The following is a 20,135-nucleotide window of genomic DNA, read 5'->3' on the forward strand; positions in this document are numbered from 1 at the left end:
CCCTTTGTGGTTGGAGTGGTCAAAGCAGGGCCTTGAGCAGGGTTCTGGCCTGGTCCGGGGTAATTTCCTGGCGGGACAGGCGGTCGAGGATGTCTTGGGGGCTGGGTTGTTTTGGGACCGCTGTGCAGTCCATCGCGAGCAGGCTCGCTCCTACAGTGGCGCGCGATCCTGTAGGCGCGAGCTTGCTCGCGATAGTCTCAACCCAATACCGCCGCCGAAGGAAGGCATACCCCGGCAGCGGCACTTTCCGTTCCGGCTCGGTGGCAGGCTCGATATCCATTCCTTCCAGCCAGCGCGCTGCCTCATCCTGCAACCTGCCATCCCCCAACAGCGTCCGCGCCTTACCCTCACGCCCCTCCAGCAACCACTCACCGAGCAACTGCCGCAATTCATCGAAGTCCCCGGCGATCACTGCCAGGCGCGCTTCATCGAACCGCTGCCGCCCTTCGCGCAGGGTCCGGGCGACTTCGGCGGTGGTGAAGCCCTCGCGTCCCAGGCGCGCCGTAGATTGCTGTGGCGCCAGAGCGCGTTCGTGTTCCAGGTGATCGACAAAGCGCTGCAGGTACTCGCGCAATTGCCCCTGGCCACGGGCGCTGAAGACGAACACCTGCGCGCCGGTCACCGGCGGCAGGGCGCTCGGCGCCGCGTCTTCCACCAGCATATGGGCATTGGCGCCGCCGGCCCCGAAGGAGCTGATCGCCGCCACCCGGGGTAGGCCATCGCGGGGTTCCGGCCATGGTGCGAGGTGCTGCTGGACCACGAACGACGTCTTGCTGAAGTCGATGTTCGGGTTCAACTGCTCGGCATGGATCGATGGCGCCAGTTGCCGGTGTTTGAACTGCAACAGCACTTTGGTCAGCGCGGCCATGCCGGCGGCCGATTCCAGATGGCCGAGGTTGGCTTTCACCGAGCCGATCGGGCACTGCCAGTCCTGGGGCACCTGGGCGCCAATGGCCTTGCTGAGGCCGCGGATTTCGATAGGGTCCCCAAGGCTGGTGCCAGTGCCGTGGGCTTCGATATAGCCCAGCCGCGACGCCGGCAGGCCCGAGCGTTCCAGCGCGCGGCCGATCACCTGAGCCTGGGCGTCGGCGTTCGGCACGGTGTAGCCAGAGGTGCGGCCGCCGTGGTTGAGGTCGCTGCCGCGGATCACCCCGTGGATGTGGTCGCCGTCACGCAGGGCCTGGCCCAGCGGCTTGAGCAGCACCACGCCGACGCCTTCGCCTGGCACGTAGCCGTCGCCGTCGGCGCCGAAGCTGCGGCACTGGCCCTGGGTCGAGGCGAAGTTGAGTTCGCACAAGGTGCGGTATTTGTACGGGTGCAGTGACAGGTTCACGCCTCCGGCCAGGGCCAGTTCGCAACTGCCGCCGCGGATCAGGTCGCAGGCCAGGTGCAGGCTGGTCAGCGACGAGGAGCACATGCTGTCGACGGCGAACGACGGGCCTTCCAGGTCCAGGCAGAACGACACCCGGTTGGCGATCGAGGCGTAGGAGGAGTTGGCCAGGGTCGCCGGCTTCTGCGGCCAGGCGCTGGCGCCGTAGAACTGGTATTCGCCGTACATCACCCCGGCGATCACCGCCACCCGCCGTCGTGGCATGCCGGGTAGGCGCGGGCCGGACAGGGTCTGCGGGGTGTAGCCGGCATCTTCGACGGCATGCCAGGCGGTCTGCAGGAACAGCCGTTCTTGTGGGTCCATGCGCTCGGCGTCACGGGGCGAGATGCCGAAGAACAGTGGGTCGAAACAGTCGAAGTCTTCCAGTTGCCCGCCCCAGCGGGCGTACAGTGGGGCTTGGTCGTCCGCCTGTTGCCAGCGGTGGCTGATGTCGCTGACCAGATCGTCGCCCGCTGCCAGGTGTTGCCACAGAGCCTGGGCGTCGCGGGCGCCAGGATAGCGGCCGGCGAGGCCGATGATCGCGATGTCCTGGCGCCCGGCGTCGGGTTCCATGACCGGCACCGGCACCGGCTGCGCCTGCGCTACCGGGCTGGCGATTTCGGCCGGCGCCAGATGGGCGGCCTGTTCGGGGTGCTCGGCCGCCAGCAGCGCCGCCAGCTCGCGCAGGTTACGCACTTCGAACAGCACGGTTTTCGACAGGTCAGGGAAGTGCCGTTCAAGGCGAGCGTTCAGTTCCATGACCAGGATCGAGTCGAGACCGAAGACTTCCAGCGAGGTGTCCGGGTCGATACGCTCCAGAGCGGTGGCGGTGACCTCGGCCAGTTGCTGGCTCAGGTAGTCCAGCAGCGACACGCCCGGTTGCACGACGGGCGCGCTGGCCGGCGCTTGCGCGGCGATGCCGAACAGCGTCGCCACCGCCTCGCGCTGGCCGCACACCGGCACCAGCACGGTCTGTGGCAGGGCCAGGCAACGTAGGAACACTTCCACGCCCTGGTCCTCTGGCAGCAGCGCCAGGCCATTGCGGTTCAGCCACTGGCGTACTGGCTCCGGTGCCTGCATGCCGTGTTCGGTTTGCCATAGCGGCCAGGCGATCGACAGTGAGCGGCCCGGGGCGCCGCGCTGCTGACGGCGTTCGAGGAAGCGGTCGAGCCAGGCGTTGGCCAGGGCGTAGGCGCTCTGCCCGACATTACCGTAGACCCCGGCCAGCGACGAACAGACCATGAACAGCTTCAGCGGGTCCTGCGCCGTGGCCTGGTCCAGGCGCTGCGCGGTGAGGGTCTTGCCCTGCAATACCGCATGGCGTTCGCTGGCCGGTTGGCGCAGGAAATAACCGTCGTGCAATACGCCTGCACAATGGATCACCCCCTGACAGCCGCCGAAGCGCTGGCGGATCGCGGTCAGTGCGGTGTGCAACGAGTCGGCGTCGGCGCAGTCGGCCTGCCAGTAACCGGCGTTGGCCGCCCCCAGTTGGCGGAGCTGTTGCAGCCACTGTTCGCAGCTGGCGTCGGCGTCGCGGCGGCCGAGGATGGCCAGGTTCAAACCGCCCAGCGTCGCCAGCGCCCCGGCGAGGGCCCGGCCCACGGAGCCCTGGCCGCCGCTGATGAGCAGGGTGTCGCCAGGGGCAAAATCGATGGCCTGGCCGCGCTCGTTGGGCGCGATGAAGCGCAGCGCGGCACGCTGGCGCTGGCCGTCGCCAAGGCGAATCCGCTGCACGCCGGGTTGCGCGGCGGCCAGCAGTTCATGTTCAAGACCAGGGGGATTGCCGTCGACCTCGATCAGGCTGGCGCTCAGGCTCGGCAGCTCCTGCACCACTGAGCGCAGCAGCCCTTCGATGGCGCTGGTTGGGCCACCATCGACCAGCACCTGCACCTGCAGGCGCGGTGTGCCGAGGCCCTGGCACAGGTGGCGCAACAGGTCGGCGGCGGCGAGCACGGCGTCGAGGCCGTCGCCCAGGGCAGCCTCACGGGCCGCGGACGCACGCAGGTCCAGCAGCAGGCGTTGGGGGCTCAGTCCCTGGGTGGTCAGCAGGCGCAGGAGCAGGTCGATATGCCGAGGGTCGTTGAGGTCGGCCTGTACCGTGCGCGGCGCCAGATAGTGGAAGTGGCTGGCAGTGTGCAGGTGCCAACTGCTGTCCAGCACGGCGGCGGGCAGGGCGAGGTCCGGGTTGGCGCGGTAGAGCAGGGTGGTGGCCGGCGAGGCGGTTTGCGCCGGTGGCGCCGCCAGCCAGCACGGCTCCAGTAAATGCACCGGTTGCTCTGCGGCAACTCGGTACTGGCGGAAGGCGAAGCTATCGATCTCCAGCAGCAGTGCGCCGGAATCAGCGAATACGCGGAAGTCATAGATGTGCATCGACCCGCTTTGCGCCGGATGGGGTCGCACCTGCACATACAGCCGCTCGGTCAGCACGCCATGGCAGCGCAGTGATTGGCAGGCGTAGGGCACGAAGGTGGTTTCGATCTGGCCCGCGGTGACGAAAGCACTTTGCAACACCGCATCCAGCAGCGCCGGGTCGAGGGCGGTCAGCGCTTCGTCGTGGCGGGGGCGCAGGCGCACTTCGGTCAGCGCCTGGTCGGCGCCGCGCCAGGCGGCGTGCAGGCACTGGAAGGTCGGGCCGTAGGCGATACCCAGCCGTTCGAGGGTCGGGTAGAACTGGCTGAGGTCCAGTGCCTCGCAGCAGTCGCGACGCAGTCGGGCCAGGTCCGGCGGGGCGTGCGGCGCTTGCGCCAGGGGCCGGCATTCGCCGCGCAGGTGAGTCTCGCCGTTGCTCTGGAAGCTCAGGCGCAGCCCGCTGTCGTGGCGTTCATGGTGGCAGTCGAGGGTGCGCGGTTGCGGGGTGTCGAAGCGCACCGGGCTGGCCCAGGTCAGGGCGCGCAGTTCCAGCGGCAGGTCGAGGCCGTGGCGCCGCGCGGTATCGACGCAGAAATCCAGGTATGCCGCGGCCGGCAGCACCGGCTGGCCCTGAACGCGGTGATCGCGCAGGAAGAACTGCTGCGGATCGAGCGCTATACGGCGGCTGTCACTCACGCTGACGGCGGCGATGCGCGGCAGTTGATGCAGGTCGCGGGCGAAGGGGTACAGCGGCGCGGCCAGCGGGATCGGTGCTTGCGGCCAGAAGCGGCTCCAATCGGCGAACTGGCCGGCGACCCAGGCCCGGGCCACTGCATGGGGATCCTCGCCGGGCGCTTGCGCATCCGGGGATGTCCCCCCCAGCACGCGGCCCTGATAGCCCGAGGGCTCGCCGTCGAGAAAGCGCGACAGCCCGTCGCGTAGGATTTGGGTGCCGCCGGCGACCAGTGCAAGCCGGTGATCGAAGGCCGCGCGGCAGCATTGCAGGGTGTAGGCGAGGGCGCCAAGGGCGTCGTCGCCGTGGGGGGCGAGCCAGTCCAGCAAGGCGCTGGCCTGTTCGCGCAATTGGTGTTCACTGCGCGCCGAGAGCACGAACACCGGTAGCCCGGTACTGGCGGTGCGTGCCATGGCCTCGGGTGCCTGCTCGACGATGACATGGGCGTTGGCACCGCCAGCGCCGAAGGAGCTGATGCCGGCGCGACGCACGCCACGTGGGCTCCACTCGCGAGCTTCGCGGACGATGCGCAGGTGGCTGTGTTCGAGCGCCGCGTAGGGGTTCAGGGTCTGCGCGTGCAGCGATGGCGCCAGCCTGCGGTGGCGCAACTGCAGCACCACCTTGCATAGGCTGGCCATGCCCGCTGCGGCTTCCAGATGACCGAAATTGCTCTTCACCGAACCGACATCGCACGGCGTGTTGTCGGTCGCTGCGAGGGCCTGTTTCAGCCCCTGCAATTCGATCGGGTCGCCCAGGCGGGTGCCGGTGCCGTGGGCTTCGATGTAGCTGATGCTGGCCGCCGGCACCCGCGCGTCGTTCAGCGCCTGTTGGATCAGTTCGGCCTGGGCGCGGGCGCTAGGCACGGTGTAGCCGTTGCTGCGCCCGCCATGATTGACCGCGCTGCCCTTGAGCACGGCAAAGATCCGGTCGCCATCGCGGCGCGCCGCCGACAGCGGTTTGAGCAGGACTGCCGCGACACCTTCGCCGGGGACGAAACCGTCGGCGCCACTGCCGAATGCCTGGCAGCGGCCGCTGGGCGAGAGCATGTGCTGCTGGCATAACTGCACGTATTTGGCCGGGTGGCTGTAGAGGTTGACCCCGCCCACCAGCGCCGCGCGGCACTGGCCTTTGCGCAGGCTCTCGATGGCCAGGTGCAGGGCGGTCAGTGATGACGAGCAGGCGGTGTCCACCGCCAGGCTCGGCCCGCACAGGTCGAGAGCCCAGGACACGCGGTTGGCCACCGACCATGGCAGGCCGCTGGGGATCGCCGTATGCCCGGTCTGCCACAGCGCAGGTCCAAGCAGTGGCCAGGTGTTGCTGGTGATGCCGACGAACACGCCGATATCCAGCGAACCGTTGGCGTGGCGCAGCACGCGGCTGCGTTCGCCGAGGTGGCCGCTGTCTTCCAGTACATGCCAGGCGCATTGCAGGAACAGCCGTTCCTGCGGGTCGAGGCAGGCCGCTTCGCGTGGCGGAATGCCGAAAAACTGTGCATCGAAGCGCTCGATATCGTTGAGAAAACCGCCCCATTTGGCGTAGCTCAGGCCGTTGTCGCGGGCATCGGCCCCGGCCTGGAAAAAGCCCTCCAGCGGCCAGCGCTCGCCAGGTATCTCGCTGATCGAATCCAGGCCGTGCAGCAGGTTCTGCCAGAGCTGGTCGAGGTTGTCGGCATCGGGAAAACGCCCGTGCAGGCCGACGATTGCAATATCCAGGACGTCACTGTCCGGCCGCCGAAGGGCAAGTGGAGCGAGGTGCGGCCAGGGCGCCGCGGGCGGTTCCTGTTGTGTGGGGTGCTGCTGTTGCAGGTAGCGGGCGCAGGCCTCGGGGTGCTCGCGCAGCAGATGCTCGACCACATCGCCAAGGTGTCTGCAGTCGAACAGCAGGGTCTTGTTCAGGCCGGGGAACACCGGCTGGATGCGCTCGTTGAAGTTGAGGATCGCCAGGGAGGTCAGGCCGATCTCATGGAACGGCGCCTCATCGTGCAGCACTGCCGGGGCCAGGCCGGTGGCCTGCAGGAGCAGGTCGCGCACTAATTCCTTAAGGACGGGCTTGAGCGCGGCGTCTTCCCTGGACTCGATCATGTTCACTCCTTGAACCGGCCATGGCGCAGCGTTCGGCGGACACGGGACCGCCGACGCGAAGGCGCCAGGAAATGCGTACTTTTAACGGGGTTGAACGGCGACCGGCAAACTTCCGGCCACGGTCCGGCGAAGGTTTACAGCGTGATACTGGTGGTGGGGTAGAACAAAATATTGAGTACGAAGAGGATCATCCAGAAACCGATTTCCAGTGTTTCGGTAATAGGCTGGATCTTTTTGATTGCGCCGTAGACATGCACGAAGAACATCAGCGTGAAGACCACGAAAAGAATATCGAAGGCATAACTGAAACTGGTACCAGTGGTGGCCGAACGCAACATCGCTACTTCAACGACAAGAATGAACGCACCGAGGCAACGGCCGAAATAGATAGCTAGGTGTTGGTGTTCGGGGATGGTCCAGCGCATGAGCCGGGCCCATTGGAGCGGGGCGAGGAAGATGGGTAAGGCAAAGAACAGGGTGGTCACGATCATCAGGGTGGTGATGTATTCCTTGCTGTATTGCGCATAGTAACCAAACATTTAAGAACTCCTTGTCTCATCGGCGCATCTAGGCGCCCTGCAGTAATTATTATTGTTGTTGCTGGCTGGTTTACGGCGGTAAGTATTGCGAGGGCTGAACAGCGGCGTCAATTGTACAAAAGCGCCTAGTACCAAAGGCGTGGAGGGGAGTAGTACCACTCACTCCCTAAGTTTCGATGCGGGTGTTTTATTTCAATACATCCATTGGTTACGGGCAGCATCCAAAAGCCTTGCAAGTCCAGAATTAAGACTTTCCTTGGCCCATCAAAAAAAGAAATCCCATGGATGTCAATGGGGAGGACGCCAGATGCGAGTCTCGTTTCCCGCTCCAATCTCCTGATTTTTATTCGCTGTATCGTCAATCTGTGGTTATTCGCGCAGCGTTTTGCCGCAACTGATCTAAATAGTCAGCCCATTGTTGAGCCGCTTCCCTGCGTTGTACCAGCAGTTGGGCGCGCGCGTATACAGCCCCTAGCGCCCCCGGCATCCGGTGGGATAACGACAGTTCGAGCACAATTGGATCGATGCCCAAGTGCTCGTGGGCAATGGTCCTGTAGGTCGCGCGAAAGCCGTGGGCAGTGATGTCGTACTCTGGCCAGATACGCTGAAAGGACTTGAGCATGGAGGTCGGGTTTATGGGACGTCCCGGATAGACCGGCGAGACGAACACCCAGCCTTTGCCTTCTTCATCCACCACGCGGGTTTTATGTAGCTCGCGTAACAGAACCAAGGCTTGCTCAGGCAACGGCACGATGTGTTTGCTCTTGTCCAGATGCTTGGTCTTGCTCGCCACATAACGCCAATCAGCGCCCACCCAAAAAACATTTTGACTGGGCTCTAGGACAACATTTTCAGGCAGAAAAATTTCAAATATGCCCCCAATGTTGCCCCCAGGTCGCTCGTGATACACGAGCGAACGAAAAATGGCGCCTACCTCAGGAATGCTCTATCACCATCACTGCAGTAGTGTCCGCCTCAAGTGCTTCGAACACGTGAGGCACATTCGCCAGGTAGCTGATGTAGTCGCCGGCATTCAGCAATACAGGCCCAGTCGCCGGGCCAATATGGGCGCTGCCGCTGCACAGCACTACGTGCTCTACGGTTCCCGTTGGGTGAGGCTGAGACAGCCGAACTTCGCCGGGCTGCACCTTGAGCCGGTAGATGTCGCGCTGTACTCCCGCCTGGCAATCGGCAAGCAGTGTTGCTGCGTAATTGGCAGTCTCGGCATAGGTGGTCATGCCCTCGTTGGCGCGAATCACCCGCAACGGCTGTTGGGGTTGCTCGAAGAACCGGGTGACTTGCAAACCCATTGCCATCGCCAGCGACCACAAGGTTTCGATGCTGGGGTTACCGATTCCTGACTCCAATTGAGACAAGGTCGACTTCGCCACCCCGGCGCGCTTCGCCAACTCGGTCAAGGAAAGTCCTGCGGCCAAGCGTTCGCGTTTGATTGAAAGCGCCAGCAGATCGATTCGGCTCGGGTTATTTCTCGGCAGGGTGTTCGTTATGTTGTTCATTTGTTTTATAAATCATCCTTAACTGGGTTGACGCGCTTTGGCACCGTGTTCATTATAGTGGTCATTAATTCATTATAAAGTTCGTTTTTTGCCGAGGCAGCGTCCGCGAATGGCGGCTTAGGTTACGGCAATGTCGACAGCAAGGAAGCAGTGAGTGATGAAGTCGCAATCCCGTGGGACGCTCGAAATGATCTCGGCCATGGTCATCTCCGGCACGGTGGGCTGGTTCGTCATTATGTCGGGGCAGGCCCCGGAGGCTGTGGTGTTCTGGCGTTGTTTGTTCGGCGCCCTGGCGATGCTGGTCACGTGCCTGGTGCTTGGGGTGCTGCGTCGGTCCCTGATCAGCGCTCGGCAGTTCATTCTGGTATGCCTGGGCGGGGTGGCGCTGATCCTCAACTGGGTGCTGCTGTTCAGTGCCTACAAACATTCCTCTATCGCCATTGCCACGGTGGTCTACCACGTTCAGCCGTTCATACTGGTCGGTCTGGGGGTGCTGTTTTTCGCTGAACGCCTCAGCGCCGCCAAGGTTGGCTGGCTGCTGTTGGCCTTCGCCGGGCTGATGCTGATCGTGTCCGCCAAGGGCAGTGGGCAGGCCACCGGTGCCGACTACTTGCTCGGCGTCTGCCTGGCCCTGGCTTCGGCCTTCTTCTATGCCGTGGCGGCGGCGATCACCAAGCGCCTCAAGGACCTGCCCGCGCACCTGATCGTGCTGATCCAGATGGTGGTAGGCGTGCTGGTCCTGGCCCCGTTCGTGGATTTCAGCAGGGTCGATACGGTCGAGGGCGCCTGGACATATCTGATCATTATCGGCGTGGTCCATACCGGGCTCATGTCGACCCTGCTGTACAGCGCCATCCAGAAAATCCCCACGGCGCTGGTTGGCGCACTGTCGTTCATCTACCCGATCGTCGCCATCCTGGTCGACTGGGTTGCCTTCGCCCATCCGCTCAGCACCCTGCAAGTGCTTGGCGCGAGCGCGATCCTGCTGGCGGCGGCGGGCATGAATTTTGGTTGGTCGCTGGGCCGTGCCCCGCGTCAGGAAGCGAACTAGGGCCGGGCGTGACTATCGCCATGTTTGACGGCCGTGGATAGCCAGGATTGACCTGGGTAGTGTTCCAACTCAGCTACCTGTGGCAGGTGTGGCAGGTGCTGTCATATGACCTTGAGGGGTGGCGTACCTTGCTGGTTGAACGAGCTGCCGGCTTGACTATTTCGGCAGGACATATCAGTTATGAACCCGGTAAGCTCCGTTGCCTGCTTTCGTTGTCTTCATTAATCGTTGCCGCTCCGAGCAAAGCCAGCGCAGATCCAACGACTGCGCACGATGAGGGTTTATATGTTCAAGGTTAAAAAAACACGTCCAAAGTTGCACGTTGTTGTGAGGGCATCCCGGGAGCTGGCACTCGCCTTCGCGTTGGGAGGAGTGCCAGTTCTGTTAAATTCAGAGTCGTCAGCACAGTTCAAGGCAATGCTGGACCTTTTACTCGCGGCACCTTTTTTGATGGGCTACTACGCATGGCTGTGTTTAGCATTCGCGGTGGCTGCAATTGTTAAATACAAGTGGAGGTTCATGTCCGTTCGGTATCAGCGTTGGCTCGACGCTGTGCATCTTTTTTTAGGTGACATTGGTGGAAGTTTTTTGACCGTAGGCAGAACGGGTCTAGGAGCGATACTGGGATTTTTGACGGTTTGGCACTGGGTCGAACCGGACTCGTTGAGCGCTGAGAATGTAATTCGTACGCTTGTTATGGTTTTCAGTCTCACTTTACTTAGCGTGATGCTGGCGTTGGGCGAAGAAACTTTGAAAGACCCAAAGCTAGCAGCAGCCAGTAAATTGCTCTTCGAAGATCTGCCGCCAAGGGTGGGGACGACATTCATCATTCAGTTTTGATGATTGTGACAAGCTGCTAAGGATGCTGGCAGCGTAGGTAAATTGGGGCTTTAGGTGTGGTAATTTCTCCGGCATCAGCACAGCACTCGACCCACTCTGCGTCGCCGAATAACTGCATAACTACCGCGGTCACACCGATGCATTTTTGAACGCGAGCTTAAGCACCTCTCATTTTTCTCCATTCCAATTCTATTAATGGGCTTGCAACAGCGATTGCCCAATAAAAATTGATGAGAGACTGAGAATAGGTTGTGGTCAGGCGGCGTGATGTGAAAGCTTGCATGAGGCTCAAAACGCCGAGCTTGACACGGGATAAAAAAACTAACCCCCTGGTACGCAGTGCGAGACAGGTTCCGCCCAAGGCGTGGGGGCTAATCCACTTTGCACAATCAGGCGGTCGGTCGCGTGATTTCTTTTTCCGACACAATGACTCTGTTGACCAATCCGTATTCCAATGCTTCCTCAGCATTGAGCCAGAAGTCACGCTCGGTGTCAGCGCTGATTTTTTCTGCCGTTTGTCCGGTGGCTTGGGCGAAGATTTTGTCCAAGCGTTTTTTCATCCTGACAATTTCATTCATATAAATCTCGACATTACTCGCTGGCCCTTGAAAGCCTCCCGACGGTTGATGCAGCAGGAATCGTGTGTTCGGAAGCGAGTAGCGATTTTCTTTCTTGGCTGCGGCGTAAATCAGAGCGCCCGCACTCGCGACGCTGCCGGAGCCAATCATGACCACCGGCGGGGCAATAAAACGAATGGCATCGAAGATCATGTCGCCCGACTCAACATGCCCACCCGGCGAATTGATGAAGACGTAAATAGGATCATCGTTAATGGACGCAAGAATGTGCAGTTGTTGCACAACGTCCTTGGCCATCCGCTCATCCACCACTCCCGTGATGAATACCTTACGAGCCTTGATCGCATACTCCATCAATTTGGCACTGACGGCGCCCTGTTGTTCTTTGTTGTCCTGCTCTTGTTCGTCGGTGTTTATAGCGTCTCCCAGACCTATTCAAAGTTCCATTTTAGGCAAACCATATCCACGGGCGTGCCTTCTGGCCGAAGGGAGCATAAGCAGCTCCCGAATCGTAAACCGTTGAGACTTTAGGCGTTCGGCCGGATGTAAGTCAAAGCCTTTGGCGGCATCTTGCTAGAACCTTGGTGAGCCATCGACCCGACGAAACTCACCGTTGGATCTTCCGAGTTTCAGCCAAGTGCAACACAAAAATGCATCGCGCCGTCACGATGGGCAGCTTCAAAAAAATATGCGAAGCAAGCTTGCAAAGGAAAAATTTGCTTCTACGCTCGAAATGTTCTTACAGAGACGTGGAAGTTTTTCCTACTCTTCTGACGGATAAAGTCGTACTCAGGATGAGGACGAGCCAAATGCCTGATTGGCATGTTGGCGCATTGCGTGCTTCCACGCCTTGGAGTTTCTTCAAGAGGATACAGGGATGATCCGTAAGCCGTTATCGCCTTATCAGCGCGACATTTGGGTTGCCGCTGCTCAGTTCCCCGAAAGCAATCAGTACACGCTCTTCTGCTACGACCGTCTCGTTGGCGAAGTGGATGAACAGGCTTTGCGTCACGCAATGGCCTCTGTTGCCAGACGCACCGATGCCTTCGGCCTGCGTCTTGGGGAAGAAGACGGTGAACCTTTTCAATGGCTCGCCGCCGAGTTGGATGTCTCGATAACGACCCTTGACCTTACGCATGAATATGATCCCGACGCTGATATCCAGGCCTGGTTGCGCAATGCGTTTGGCTTCAGTTACGCCCTGGACGGCAACCAATTGGCTGACCTGTTCCTGCTTCGAGCAAGTGATTCAACGTATGTCTATGTCCGGGCGCACCATGTTGTATGCGACGCCTGGGGTTTGCAGTACTTCATGGGTCAGGTACGTGATGAATACCTGAGATTGACCGCAAATGCGGTGACGGAAACGCAAACCCAAGCGACATCCTTTTTGGCGGTCATTGAGGCCGACGACTACACGCAATTGGAACCGTACAGGGAAGATCGTGCCTACTTTTCCCAAGTATTGAGTGGGGTCGAGCCCGCCCTGTTCAGCCGCAAGCTGGCTGCTGGCGCGCGGAGTAACGCTGGTTACTCTATCACCCTGGAGCGGCCGCTGCTGGCCACCATCAGAGACCGTGGCGAGTCCCCGTTCCTGTTTCTCAGCGCCGCGATCGCGCTTTATCTGGCCCGTGTGCACCAACGTAATGAGGTCGTGCTCGGGATTCCGGTACTGAACCGTGCTGACCGCAGGGCCAAGGCGGTGGTTGGGCATTTCGCCAATACTTTGCCGTTGCGCGTTGAGATTATTCCAGGCCAACACATCGAGGAGTTTGTTGCGCAATTGCGGCAAGGCATTCGTACGTTGCTGCGCCATCAGCGTGTGCCGCTGGGGGACGTAGCCAAGGGCTCGGCGCCGTTGTTCGATACCACCATTTCCTATATGCGCTGGCCGAAGGCCGTCTCGATCCCTGGCGTAACCTGTGAAACCGTAGCGCAGACCCATGCTCATGATCAGGATGCACTGGCGATATGGGTGTCGGAGTTCGATGACCATAGTGATGTGCAGGTGGACTTCGAATACGCCTGTGATGTTTTTGATGAAGACTTCACGATGGAAGCGGCCGCGAAGCATGTGGCAGCAATTGCCGCAATGGTGATCTTTGCTTTGTTCGGCCAAATTAAAGCCGTCGCCATCGTGGCACTGGTGGTAATCGGTCTGACCGGTGTTTCGATGAACCCAGCCCTAATTACCCGAGGGGCACGTGTTGGACATAACAACATGCTGGTCAACTCCGTACATACGGCATGCATCATGCTCGGCGTTATGGCCGGCTCGTGGATCGGCGGCTGGGGTATTGCAGCTGGCTTGGGACTACAGGGGGCGCTTTGGGTTGGCGCTGGCCTAGGTGTACTGGCACTATTCTCGCTCCTACCGGAGCTAAGGACACGTGCCTCTCAATCAACGTTTGCGCGATAGAGGCCATTTGGGGCGATTCACTTGGCCAGTAATCAGGAGTGTATGCGTCCGGCCAAGTCATCCACCCAGCCTCGCAAGGCCAAGACATGGTGTGCACTTAAATTTAAGTGGGCACCAGTTCTAGCCTTTTAAGCGGATATTTCATGCAACCAACACGCCCTTCCTATTCAAAATCCTTCAAGGTCCAGGTCATTCAAGAGTGTGCCCAGCCCGGCGCTTCTATTGCCAACATCGCACTCGGCCATAGCCTCAACGCAAACCTCGTCCACAAATGGATTCGGGTGCACGCGCAGAAAAGCATGGCGCTGCAACCTGCATTTATTCCGTTACCCATGCAGTTGGGCGGAGCAAGTTCGCAAGCTACATCGTCGAATATCTACGTCGAGATCCAGCACCCGCGCGGCACCGTCAAAGTGAACTGGCCAACCGAAAATGCTGCTGCTTGCGCGACCTTTCTTCGAGACCTGCTGCGATGATCCGCATCGACTTCATCTGGCTCGCTACCGAGTCGATGGACATGCGAGCGGGCACCGAAACCGCGTTGGCCAGGGTGATCGCGGTGTTCGGTGCGGCGAAGCCGCACTGTGCTTATCTGTTTGCCAACCGCCGCGCTACTCGCATGAAAGTTCTGGTACATGACGGCTTCGGTGTCTGGCTGGCTGCTCGTCGGTTGAACCAGGGCAAATTCCACTGGCCAAGCATTCGTCATGGAGCTGAAATGCAGTTGGACACCGAGCACATTGGATTTAGACAGGCGGCAGTGGACTTAAATTATCAATAAGTAGTTGTTATAGAAAGGTTTTATGGAGTTTAGTGGAGCTTCATTACAGGCTATCGGGGTCCCCAAAAAACATCTGAATCCGCGATCGCAACCAACGCTCACCCGGATCATTGTCCTGCGAGCCCCGCCATGCCATGTGCAACTCGAACGAGCGCACCGGCAGTGGCGGATCCTCGGCTCGCAAGCCGCCCGCCGCGGTCAGGGCCTCGGCGGCGTAGTCCGGTACGATGGCGACGATGTCGGTCCCGGCAAGCAGGGTGCCCAGGCCGTTGAATTGCGGCACGGCCAACACCACATGGCGTTTGCGGTCGAGCTTTTCGAGTTCTTCGTCGATAAACCCACTCAAGTCCCCGGCAAACGACACCAGCGCATGAGGGCGGGCGCAGAAGTCGTCCAGGCTGAGGGCGCCGGGCACGCTGTCGGCGCGTAGCAGTTTCGGTAGGCTGCGGCGCAGTACCTTGCGCTTGGCGTTGGCCGGTAGCTCGGCGGTGTAGCTGACGCCGATGGAGATTTCGCCGGAGGCGAGCAGGCCGGGCATCAGGATGTAATTGACACGGCGCACGACGAGCACGATGCCGGGGGCTTCGGCGCGCAGGCGTTTGAGCAGTTGGGGGAGCAGGGCGAACTCGACGTCGTCCGACAGGCCGATGCGGAACACGGCGGTGCTGGTGGCCGGGTCGAATTCGGCGGCGCGGCTGACGGCGGTGGAAATCGAGTCCAGGGCCGGGGACAGCAGGGCGAAAATTTCCACGGCGCGGGCCGACGGCTCCATGCTGCGCCCGGTACGCACAAACAGAGGGTCATCGAAGAGACCGCGCAGGCGCGACAGTGCCGCGCTGATGGCCGGCTGGCCGAGGAACAATTTCTCGGCGGCACGGGTCACACTGCGCTCATGCATCAAGGTTTCGAATACGATCAAGAGGTTAAGGTCGACACGACGCAGGTCGTTACGGTTCATCTTGTGTCCTGGATGAGTCTGTAAACTTGACGAGAGCGGCCATACATGATCCCTATGATCTCCATGCTCGGAGCATGACCGGCATGAATCTTACGGGGAAAGGCTGGTACTCTGCACCGGCTAATTGAGTTTTCCTACGATAGTTGAGGTCTATTCCTCAGTCGCGGAATCAATGACAGACATGTCGACTATTAACGGCGACCGGTGGTCTTACCCGGAAAGCCCAGATAGAGTTCAGGGCAATAGAGGTTACTTTGACGAGGTTTGCGATGTCCCGCACGATCCGTTTTCACAAGTTTGGTCCGGCTGAGGTGCTCAAGTGCGAAGAGCATGCAGCCGCGCAGCCTGCACCGGGCGAAGTGCAGGTACGAGTCGAGGCAATTGGCATCAGTTGGTATGACATTTTGTGGCGCCAGAACCTGGCGTCTTCCCATGCACGTTTGCCGTCCGGCCTTGGCCACGAGATGGCCGGGGTGGTCGTAGCCCTGGGCGACGGCGTGGATGACTTGGCCGTGGGCGATAAAGTCGCCAGTTTTCCCGCCGAGAGCCCCAATGATTACCCGGTATATGGCGAACAAATCGTCCTGCCCCGTTCGGCGTTGACCCGTTATCCGGATGTCTTGAGCCCGATCGAAGCCAGCGTGCATTACACGCCGCTGTTGATTGCATATTTTGCATATGTGGACTTGGCGCGGGTCAAACCCGGCCAGTTTGCCTTGGTGACCGACGCCAGCCACTGCGCCGGCCCGTCCTTTGTGCAACTGGGCAAGGCCTTGGGTGTGCGTGTGATTGCCGCGACCAAGGACAGCGCGGAGCGCGAGTACCTGCTGTCCCTCGGGGCGGAAAAGGTCATCGTCACCGAAGAGCAGGACCTGCTCATGCAAATCAACAAGTTCACCGATAATCGCGGCGTTGACGTGGTGTTCGATGGCTTGGGCGGCCCGCAGATGTCGTTACTCGGTGATGTGTTGGCGCCGCGTGGCAGCCTGGTGCTGTATGGCCTGCAAGGTGGCAACCAGACGCCATTCCCGGCCTGTGCGGCGTTCCAGAAGAATATTCAGTTCTTTGTGCATTGCATCGGCAACTTCACCGGCAAACCGGAGCTGGGCATCGCCCAGGACCAAGTGGCATTGCAGCGCGCGTTGCGCGACATCAACCAGATGACCGCCGACCGTGTGCTGGTCCCGCTGAAAACCACTGTGTTTCCATTCAGCCAGTTCGTCGAAGCGCACCGCTACATGGACGAATGCCCGTGCCGTGAGCGCGTCGCATTGCAGGTTGAAGCTGTTTGAGCTGTAGGAGTATTCGCAAATGAATACTCCGGCGTCTGAACGGATGGGGCAAATGCGCCATTTGTCAGGGCTTAACCCTCGCGGCGTTTAAGCCGCCATCAGGGCGCCAGGCCCCGCAAAACACGAGCTTTCCCCCCGATGCCGCGCTGTATTCCAGCGCGGCATCTGTGTGCGCGCGTAATCAACGGCTTGCCCAATTGCCATCTGAACTGGTTTCTTGCGGCGTTCTGTATCTGTTAATCATTATGCCAGTGCCGATAATCGTGACTTCACTCTCATCTCAAGGATTGAGCAATGATTGAATGTCTGACGTTCCGGCCTGATACATATGAAATTAAATTATCGCGATGCTTGCCTGCGAGACAGGGTGCGGCTGTTGGGATAGGTAACTCCAATTTATTGAAGTTTGATTGGTTGAACTGGATCTTTTCTTTATGTCGGATGCATCCTTAGTTTCCTGCTTAAGCCGGTGTAGGGCATTGTCGGAACGGTCCTAGGGTAGCCAGGACGCCCTGGCGCAAGGGTCTCAAGGAGAGGCGGCGCGAAGGGCACACAATTGGCGTTCCCTGTCGAATTGTTACGGCGTGCTAAGGTTTATTTATCGTTACGCCACGCGGTGTGACGACATTCCTACGCATCTAATGGGTCGAGCAAATAACCTCGGCAGTTACTTGGAACTGATATTTCAACTCAGGTAGTAGAACTATGAGCGCAATTCACGAACAAGCCATGAACTATGTTTATCAGCAAGTTCTGCAACGTTTGGTCGGGCACTTCACGCGCGCCGAACGTACTGCACTTCAATTATTGATTCAGCGAATTGTCGTGGCTGCCGGCGGCATGGAACAAGTGGGCGATTACAAAGTGTTGGTTGCCCATGGGGGCGGCGAAGTCAGCAGCTATACCCTGGCACTGCTGCGTGCGGCGCAACTGACTATCGCGGGCCGCGCGCCCAGGACTTTCAACTTGCGTGTGGCGACGCTCCGACATGCCGGCATGACCCAGGCCACGCTGGATAGCCTGCAGCATGGCTACAGCACACTGTTTTTCCACGACGACCCGCGGGTCGAGCTGCTGATGGTGGAAAACCAGGTAGTGCAGCCGTTCAACCACCAGCGCCCGGCCTCAGGTGCGGGCCGGGAGGTCAGCCAGCGCAATATGCTGATGGTGGGGCACCTGACCTCCGGGGATATTCGCGCGACGTTGTGTAACGATACTTACCTGTCCCTGGGGGATTTCTACCAGCGTGTCACCACCTGGAACGGAGGGGTGCATGCGCTGGTCAGCGGTGATTCGCCGCGCAAGCAGAGCCAGTACCTGGCGTGGTTGAAAAAGGCGGCCCAAGCGGCCGGCGTCAGCACTGCGCCGGGCAAGCCGGCCTCGCTCACCGGGTTGTTCGCGCGCATGGAGGAGTGGAGCAACGGCTGTTATCAAGACCTCTATGGCGAGCAATACGTTGCCCATGAGAGCCCCGGCCGGGGTGGGCACCGCCATTTGGCCTACATTGGTATCGCCGACCTGCTTAACAACGTCGACGTTGCTTCAACCCCTCTGCTCAGCGACTTCCTGGGCTACGTCCCCGATCCGTTTGGTTTTCACTTCAGCCATCCGGCCTACCCCAACCCGCTGCTGATGGCTCACCTGCGCGGGGTGCAGGCCCAGTGCCTGCGCGAGCTGTCCTACGAGGACGGCGTGGCGGGTTTTCTGCGCCAGGCGATGGACTACCTGTGTCGCCGGCAAATTCCTGAACATTTGATCGCAGAGGCCTGCGGTGGGGAAGGGCGTGTGCAGTCGACGGCCTACGCCCAAGAGTTCTTTGGCCTGGAGGAGGCCCAGTTGACCTGTTTGTTGTTCTCGCCCTTCATCCATCATGGTGAGCGGCTGGAGGGTTACCTGCGTCAATGCCACCCCGGCATGCTGGTGGCACTCCCCGAGTTGCACAAGGTGCTCCAGGGCAAGCCGGCTGCCGACATGCTGCAGCAATGGGCGATCGACACCAGCGGCTTGCCGCTGCCTCTGCTCCAGCACCTTTACCGCAAGCGCCCGTTGGCGGTTGAACAGGGCGCCGATGCGCGCAAGCGCCGGGCCGCACGCCTGCAGACCAACGCCGAGGCGCGGGCGTTTCAGTTGTTCGGGCGCTAGGCGGGTGCGTCGGTGTGTGCGTCCAGGTAGACAGTCATGAACCTGCGAGGTGAGCGGCAGGCGGATTTCGCCTACCAGGCGGTGTACCGCTACATGATCAACCTGATCAACGAAGTCAGCCTGGACATGCCCGTCAAACTGCCTTCTTTGCGGCAGTTGGCGACGCGCCTGAATGTGTCGATCTCGACGATTCAATACGCGTACTCCCTGCTGGAAAAGGAAGGGCGGGTGTATTCGGTGGCCAAATCGGGTTATTTCGCCTGGCCCGTGGCAGCCAATCCGCTGATGGCGGCGGGCGCCGATCTATTGGAGCGCCTGTATGCGGCGGCGCGGCGGCCCGGAATGGTGGTACTCAGCGGCGATGAACCGGCGCTGCTGGGAGCGCTGGACGGCGCATTGCTGATGCTCGAACGCCAACTGGTGCGCCGCCACCCACGCCAGCTGCAACCCTGGTCGCAGCCTTGCGGCGTCTGGGAGCTGCGCGCCGCGTTGGCGGCGCGTTACACCTCATCGCCGACCCGCTGCTGGCAGGCCGATGACGTCTACATCGGTGCCGATCTGCGCGGTGTATTGGAAATACTCATTGATGTACTGGGTCTCAAGGGCGCCGCGGTATTGGTCGAGTCCCCCTGCGACTGGTTAATACTGCGCCTGCTGCAGGCTGCCGGCGTGCGCGTCATTGAGTTGCCCTGGCAGGTCGACGGTCGCCTGGACCTAGCGCGGCTCGAACACCTGTTGCGCCATGAGCCCGTCCACTTGGTGCTGCTGTCGTCGGTGGTGGGCATGCCGTCGGGCAACGTCATGCTCAACTATGAGCGCTTGCGGGTGGCTCAGTTGCTCGAAGAATATGGCTGCTGGCTGCTGGAGAATGACACCTTTGGCGAGTTGGGTTTTGCGCAGAACCACACGGCGCTGCGCAACCAGGTCAACCCCGAACGGCTGATCGTATTTTCGTCGTTCGAAAAAGTACTCGGCCCGGAAGCACCGTTCGGCTATGTACTGTCACGCCACCTGAGCAGTGAGCTGCAGCGCCAGTTCCTGCTGCGTTCGTTTCGCCTGTCGTCGATCCGCCAACGCGCAATTGCCCACCTGTATCAAAGCGGGCGGCTGGACCAGCACCTGCAGACGTTGCGCCAGCGCCTGCGTGAACAGGCCGACGCCATGAGCCAGCGCCTGGATCAGCGCCTGGCAGGGCGGGTGACTTACCGCATGCCGCTGGCCGGGGCGAGTTTCTGGCTGCACGCGTCGGTGCCGGTGGACATGCGCCAGGTGTTCCAGCGCCTGCTGGCGCAACAGGTGGTGATTGCCCCGGGGGAATTGTTCAGCCTCAGTGGCTTGCATCATCAGCAACTACGGCTGAGCCATGCGTTCAACGGGCACCCGAACCTGGACGCGGCATTGGATGCGCTGGCGCAGGCCTTGTTGCAGGCGCAGAGCGCCTAGCGTGTGAAAAATCTCTTGCTGGTGTGGGATCTATAACATCGCG

General features: G+C 60.7%; 12 protein-coding genes and 3 pseudogenes. 9 read left to right on the forward strand and 6 right to left on the reverse strand.

Annotated elements, in window-relative coordinates; all coding sequences use genetic code 11:
- Positions 1-19: 19 nt before the first annotated feature.
- The 4 genes and pseudogenes from LQ249_RS14525 to LQ249_RS14540 all read right to left on the reverse strand — a co-directional run bounded on the left by LQ249_RS14525 (position 20) and on the right by LQ249_RS14540 (position 8,588).
- On the reverse strand, positions 20-6,532 hold the full coding sequence (locus tag LQ249_RS14525; RefSeq protein WP_232566585.1) for an SDR family NAD(P)-dependent oxidoreductase: 6,513 nt from the start codon (positions 6,530-6,532) through the stop codon (positions 20-22).
- Between the two features lie 134 nt (positions 6,533-6,666).
- A complete protein-coding gene (locus LQ249_RS14530; protein WP_232566586.1) occupies positions 6,667-7,071 on the reverse strand; it encodes a hypothetical protein in 405 nt (134 codons plus the stop codon).
- A 358-nt stretch (positions 7,072-7,429) separates the two neighbouring features.
- Positions 7,430-7,888: pseudogene (locus tag LQ249_RS14535) on the reverse strand (tyrosine-type recombinase/integrase); the annotation flags it as partial.
- A 118-nt stretch (positions 7,889-8,006) separates the two neighbouring features.
- Positions 8,007-8,588 carry a helix-turn-helix domain-containing protein gene (locus tag LQ249_RS14540; protein ID WP_232566587.1) on the reverse strand — a complete coding sequence of 194 codons (582 nt, stop codon included), beginning with the start codon at positions 8,586-8,588 and terminating at the stop codon, positions 8,007-8,009.
- Between the two features lie 157 nt (positions 8,589-8,745).
- Between LQ249_RS14540 and LQ249_RS14545 the strand changes: the two genes are divergently transcribed.
- Entirely contained in the window at positions 8,746-9,639 is an 894-nt protein-coding gene (locus LQ249_RS14545; RefSeq protein ID WP_232566588.1) for a DMT family transporter, read from the forward strand.
- Between the two features lie 285 nt (positions 9,640-9,924).
- Complete coding sequence (locus tag LQ249_RS14550) at positions 9,925-10,479, forward strand: hypothetical protein (RefSeq protein ID WP_232566589.1); 555 nt, start codon at positions 9,925-9,927, stop codon at positions 10,477-10,479.
- A 389-nt stretch (positions 10,480-10,868) separates the two neighbouring features.
- On the opposite strand, the gene LQ249_RS14555 is transcribed toward LQ249_RS14550, so the two are convergent.
- Positions 10,869-11,474 carry an ATP-dependent Clp protease proteolytic subunit gene (locus LQ249_RS14555; protein WP_169881115.1) on the reverse strand — a complete coding sequence of 202 codons (606 nt, stop codon included), beginning with the start codon at positions 11,472-11,474 and terminating at the stop codon, positions 10,869-10,871.
- A gap of 460 nt (positions 11,475-11,934) precedes the next feature.
- Between LQ249_RS14555 and LQ249_RS14560 the strand changes: the two are divergent.
- The 4 genes and pseudogenes from LQ249_RS14560 to tnpB all read left to right on the forward strand — a co-directional run.
- Positions 11,935-13,143 (forward strand): annotated as a pseudogene (locus LQ249_RS14560) (condensation domain-containing protein); the annotation flags it as partial.
- Positions 13,132-13,476 (forward strand): annotated as a pseudogene (locus LQ249_RS14565) (MFS transporter); the annotation flags it as partial. The pseudogenes LQ249_RS14560 and LQ249_RS14565, both read left to right, overlap by 12 nt.
- A 143-nt stretch (positions 13,477-13,619) precedes the next feature.
- The gene (gene tnpA / locus LQ249_RS14570; RefSeq protein ID WP_232566590.1) at positions 13,620-13,952 is read left to right on the forward strand and encodes an IS66-like element accessory protein TnpA; all 333 of its coding nucleotides are present in this window, start codon (positions 13,620-13,622) and stop codon (positions 13,950-13,952) included.
- Complete coding sequence (gene tnpB, locus LQ249_RS14575; protein ID WP_046383331.1) at positions 13,949-14,257, forward strand: IS66 family insertion sequence element accessory protein TnpB; 309 nt, start codon at positions 13,949-13,951, stop codon at positions 14,255-14,257. Before tnpA ends, tnpB begins: the two co-directional genes overlap by 4 nt.
- 43 nt (positions 14,258-14,300) lie before the next feature.
- Here tnpB and LQ249_RS14580 read toward each other — a convergent pair whose 3' ends face one another.
- The gene (locus LQ249_RS14580) at positions 14,301-15,215 is read right to left on the reverse strand and encodes a LysR substrate-binding domain-containing protein (RefSeq protein ID WP_057004049.1); all 915 of its coding nucleotides are present in this window, start codon (positions 15,213-15,215) and stop codon (positions 14,301-14,303) included.
- 269 nt (positions 15,216-15,484) lie between these two features.
- Here LQ249_RS14580 and LQ249_RS14585 point away from each other — a divergent pair, with 269 nt between their 5' ends.
- The 3 genes from LQ249_RS14585 to LQ249_RS14595 all read left to right on the forward strand — a co-directional run bounded on the left by LQ249_RS14585 (position 15,485) and on the right by LQ249_RS14595 (position 20,092).
- Positions 15,485-16,507, forward strand: coding sequence for a zinc-dependent alcohol dehydrogenase family protein (locus tag LQ249_RS14585; RefSeq protein ID WP_017845697.1), 1,023 nt, complete (start codon positions 15,485-15,487; stop codon positions 16,505-16,507).
- Positions 16,508-17,212: 705 nt separating this feature from the next.
- Positions 17,213-18,649 carry a hypothetical protein gene (locus LQ249_RS14590; RefSeq protein WP_046484150.1) on the forward strand — a complete coding sequence of 479 codons (1,437 nt, stop codon included), beginning with the start codon at positions 17,213-17,215 and terminating at the stop codon, positions 18,647-18,649.
- Positions 18,650-18,685: 36 nt separating this feature from the next.
- The gene (locus LQ249_RS14595; RefSeq protein WP_169864516.1) at positions 18,686-20,092 is read left to right on the forward strand and encodes an aminotransferase-like domain-containing protein; all 1,407 of its coding nucleotides are present in this window, start codon (positions 18,686-18,688) and stop codon (positions 20,090-20,092) included.
- Positions 20,093-20,135 lie beyond the last annotated feature (43 nt).

The sequence above is a fragment of the Pseudomonas sp. 7-41 genome (assembly GCF_021233075.1).
Lineage (GTDB): Bacteria > Pseudomonadota > Gammaproteobacteria > Pseudomonadales > Pseudomonadaceae > Aquipseudomonas > Aquipseudomonas veronii.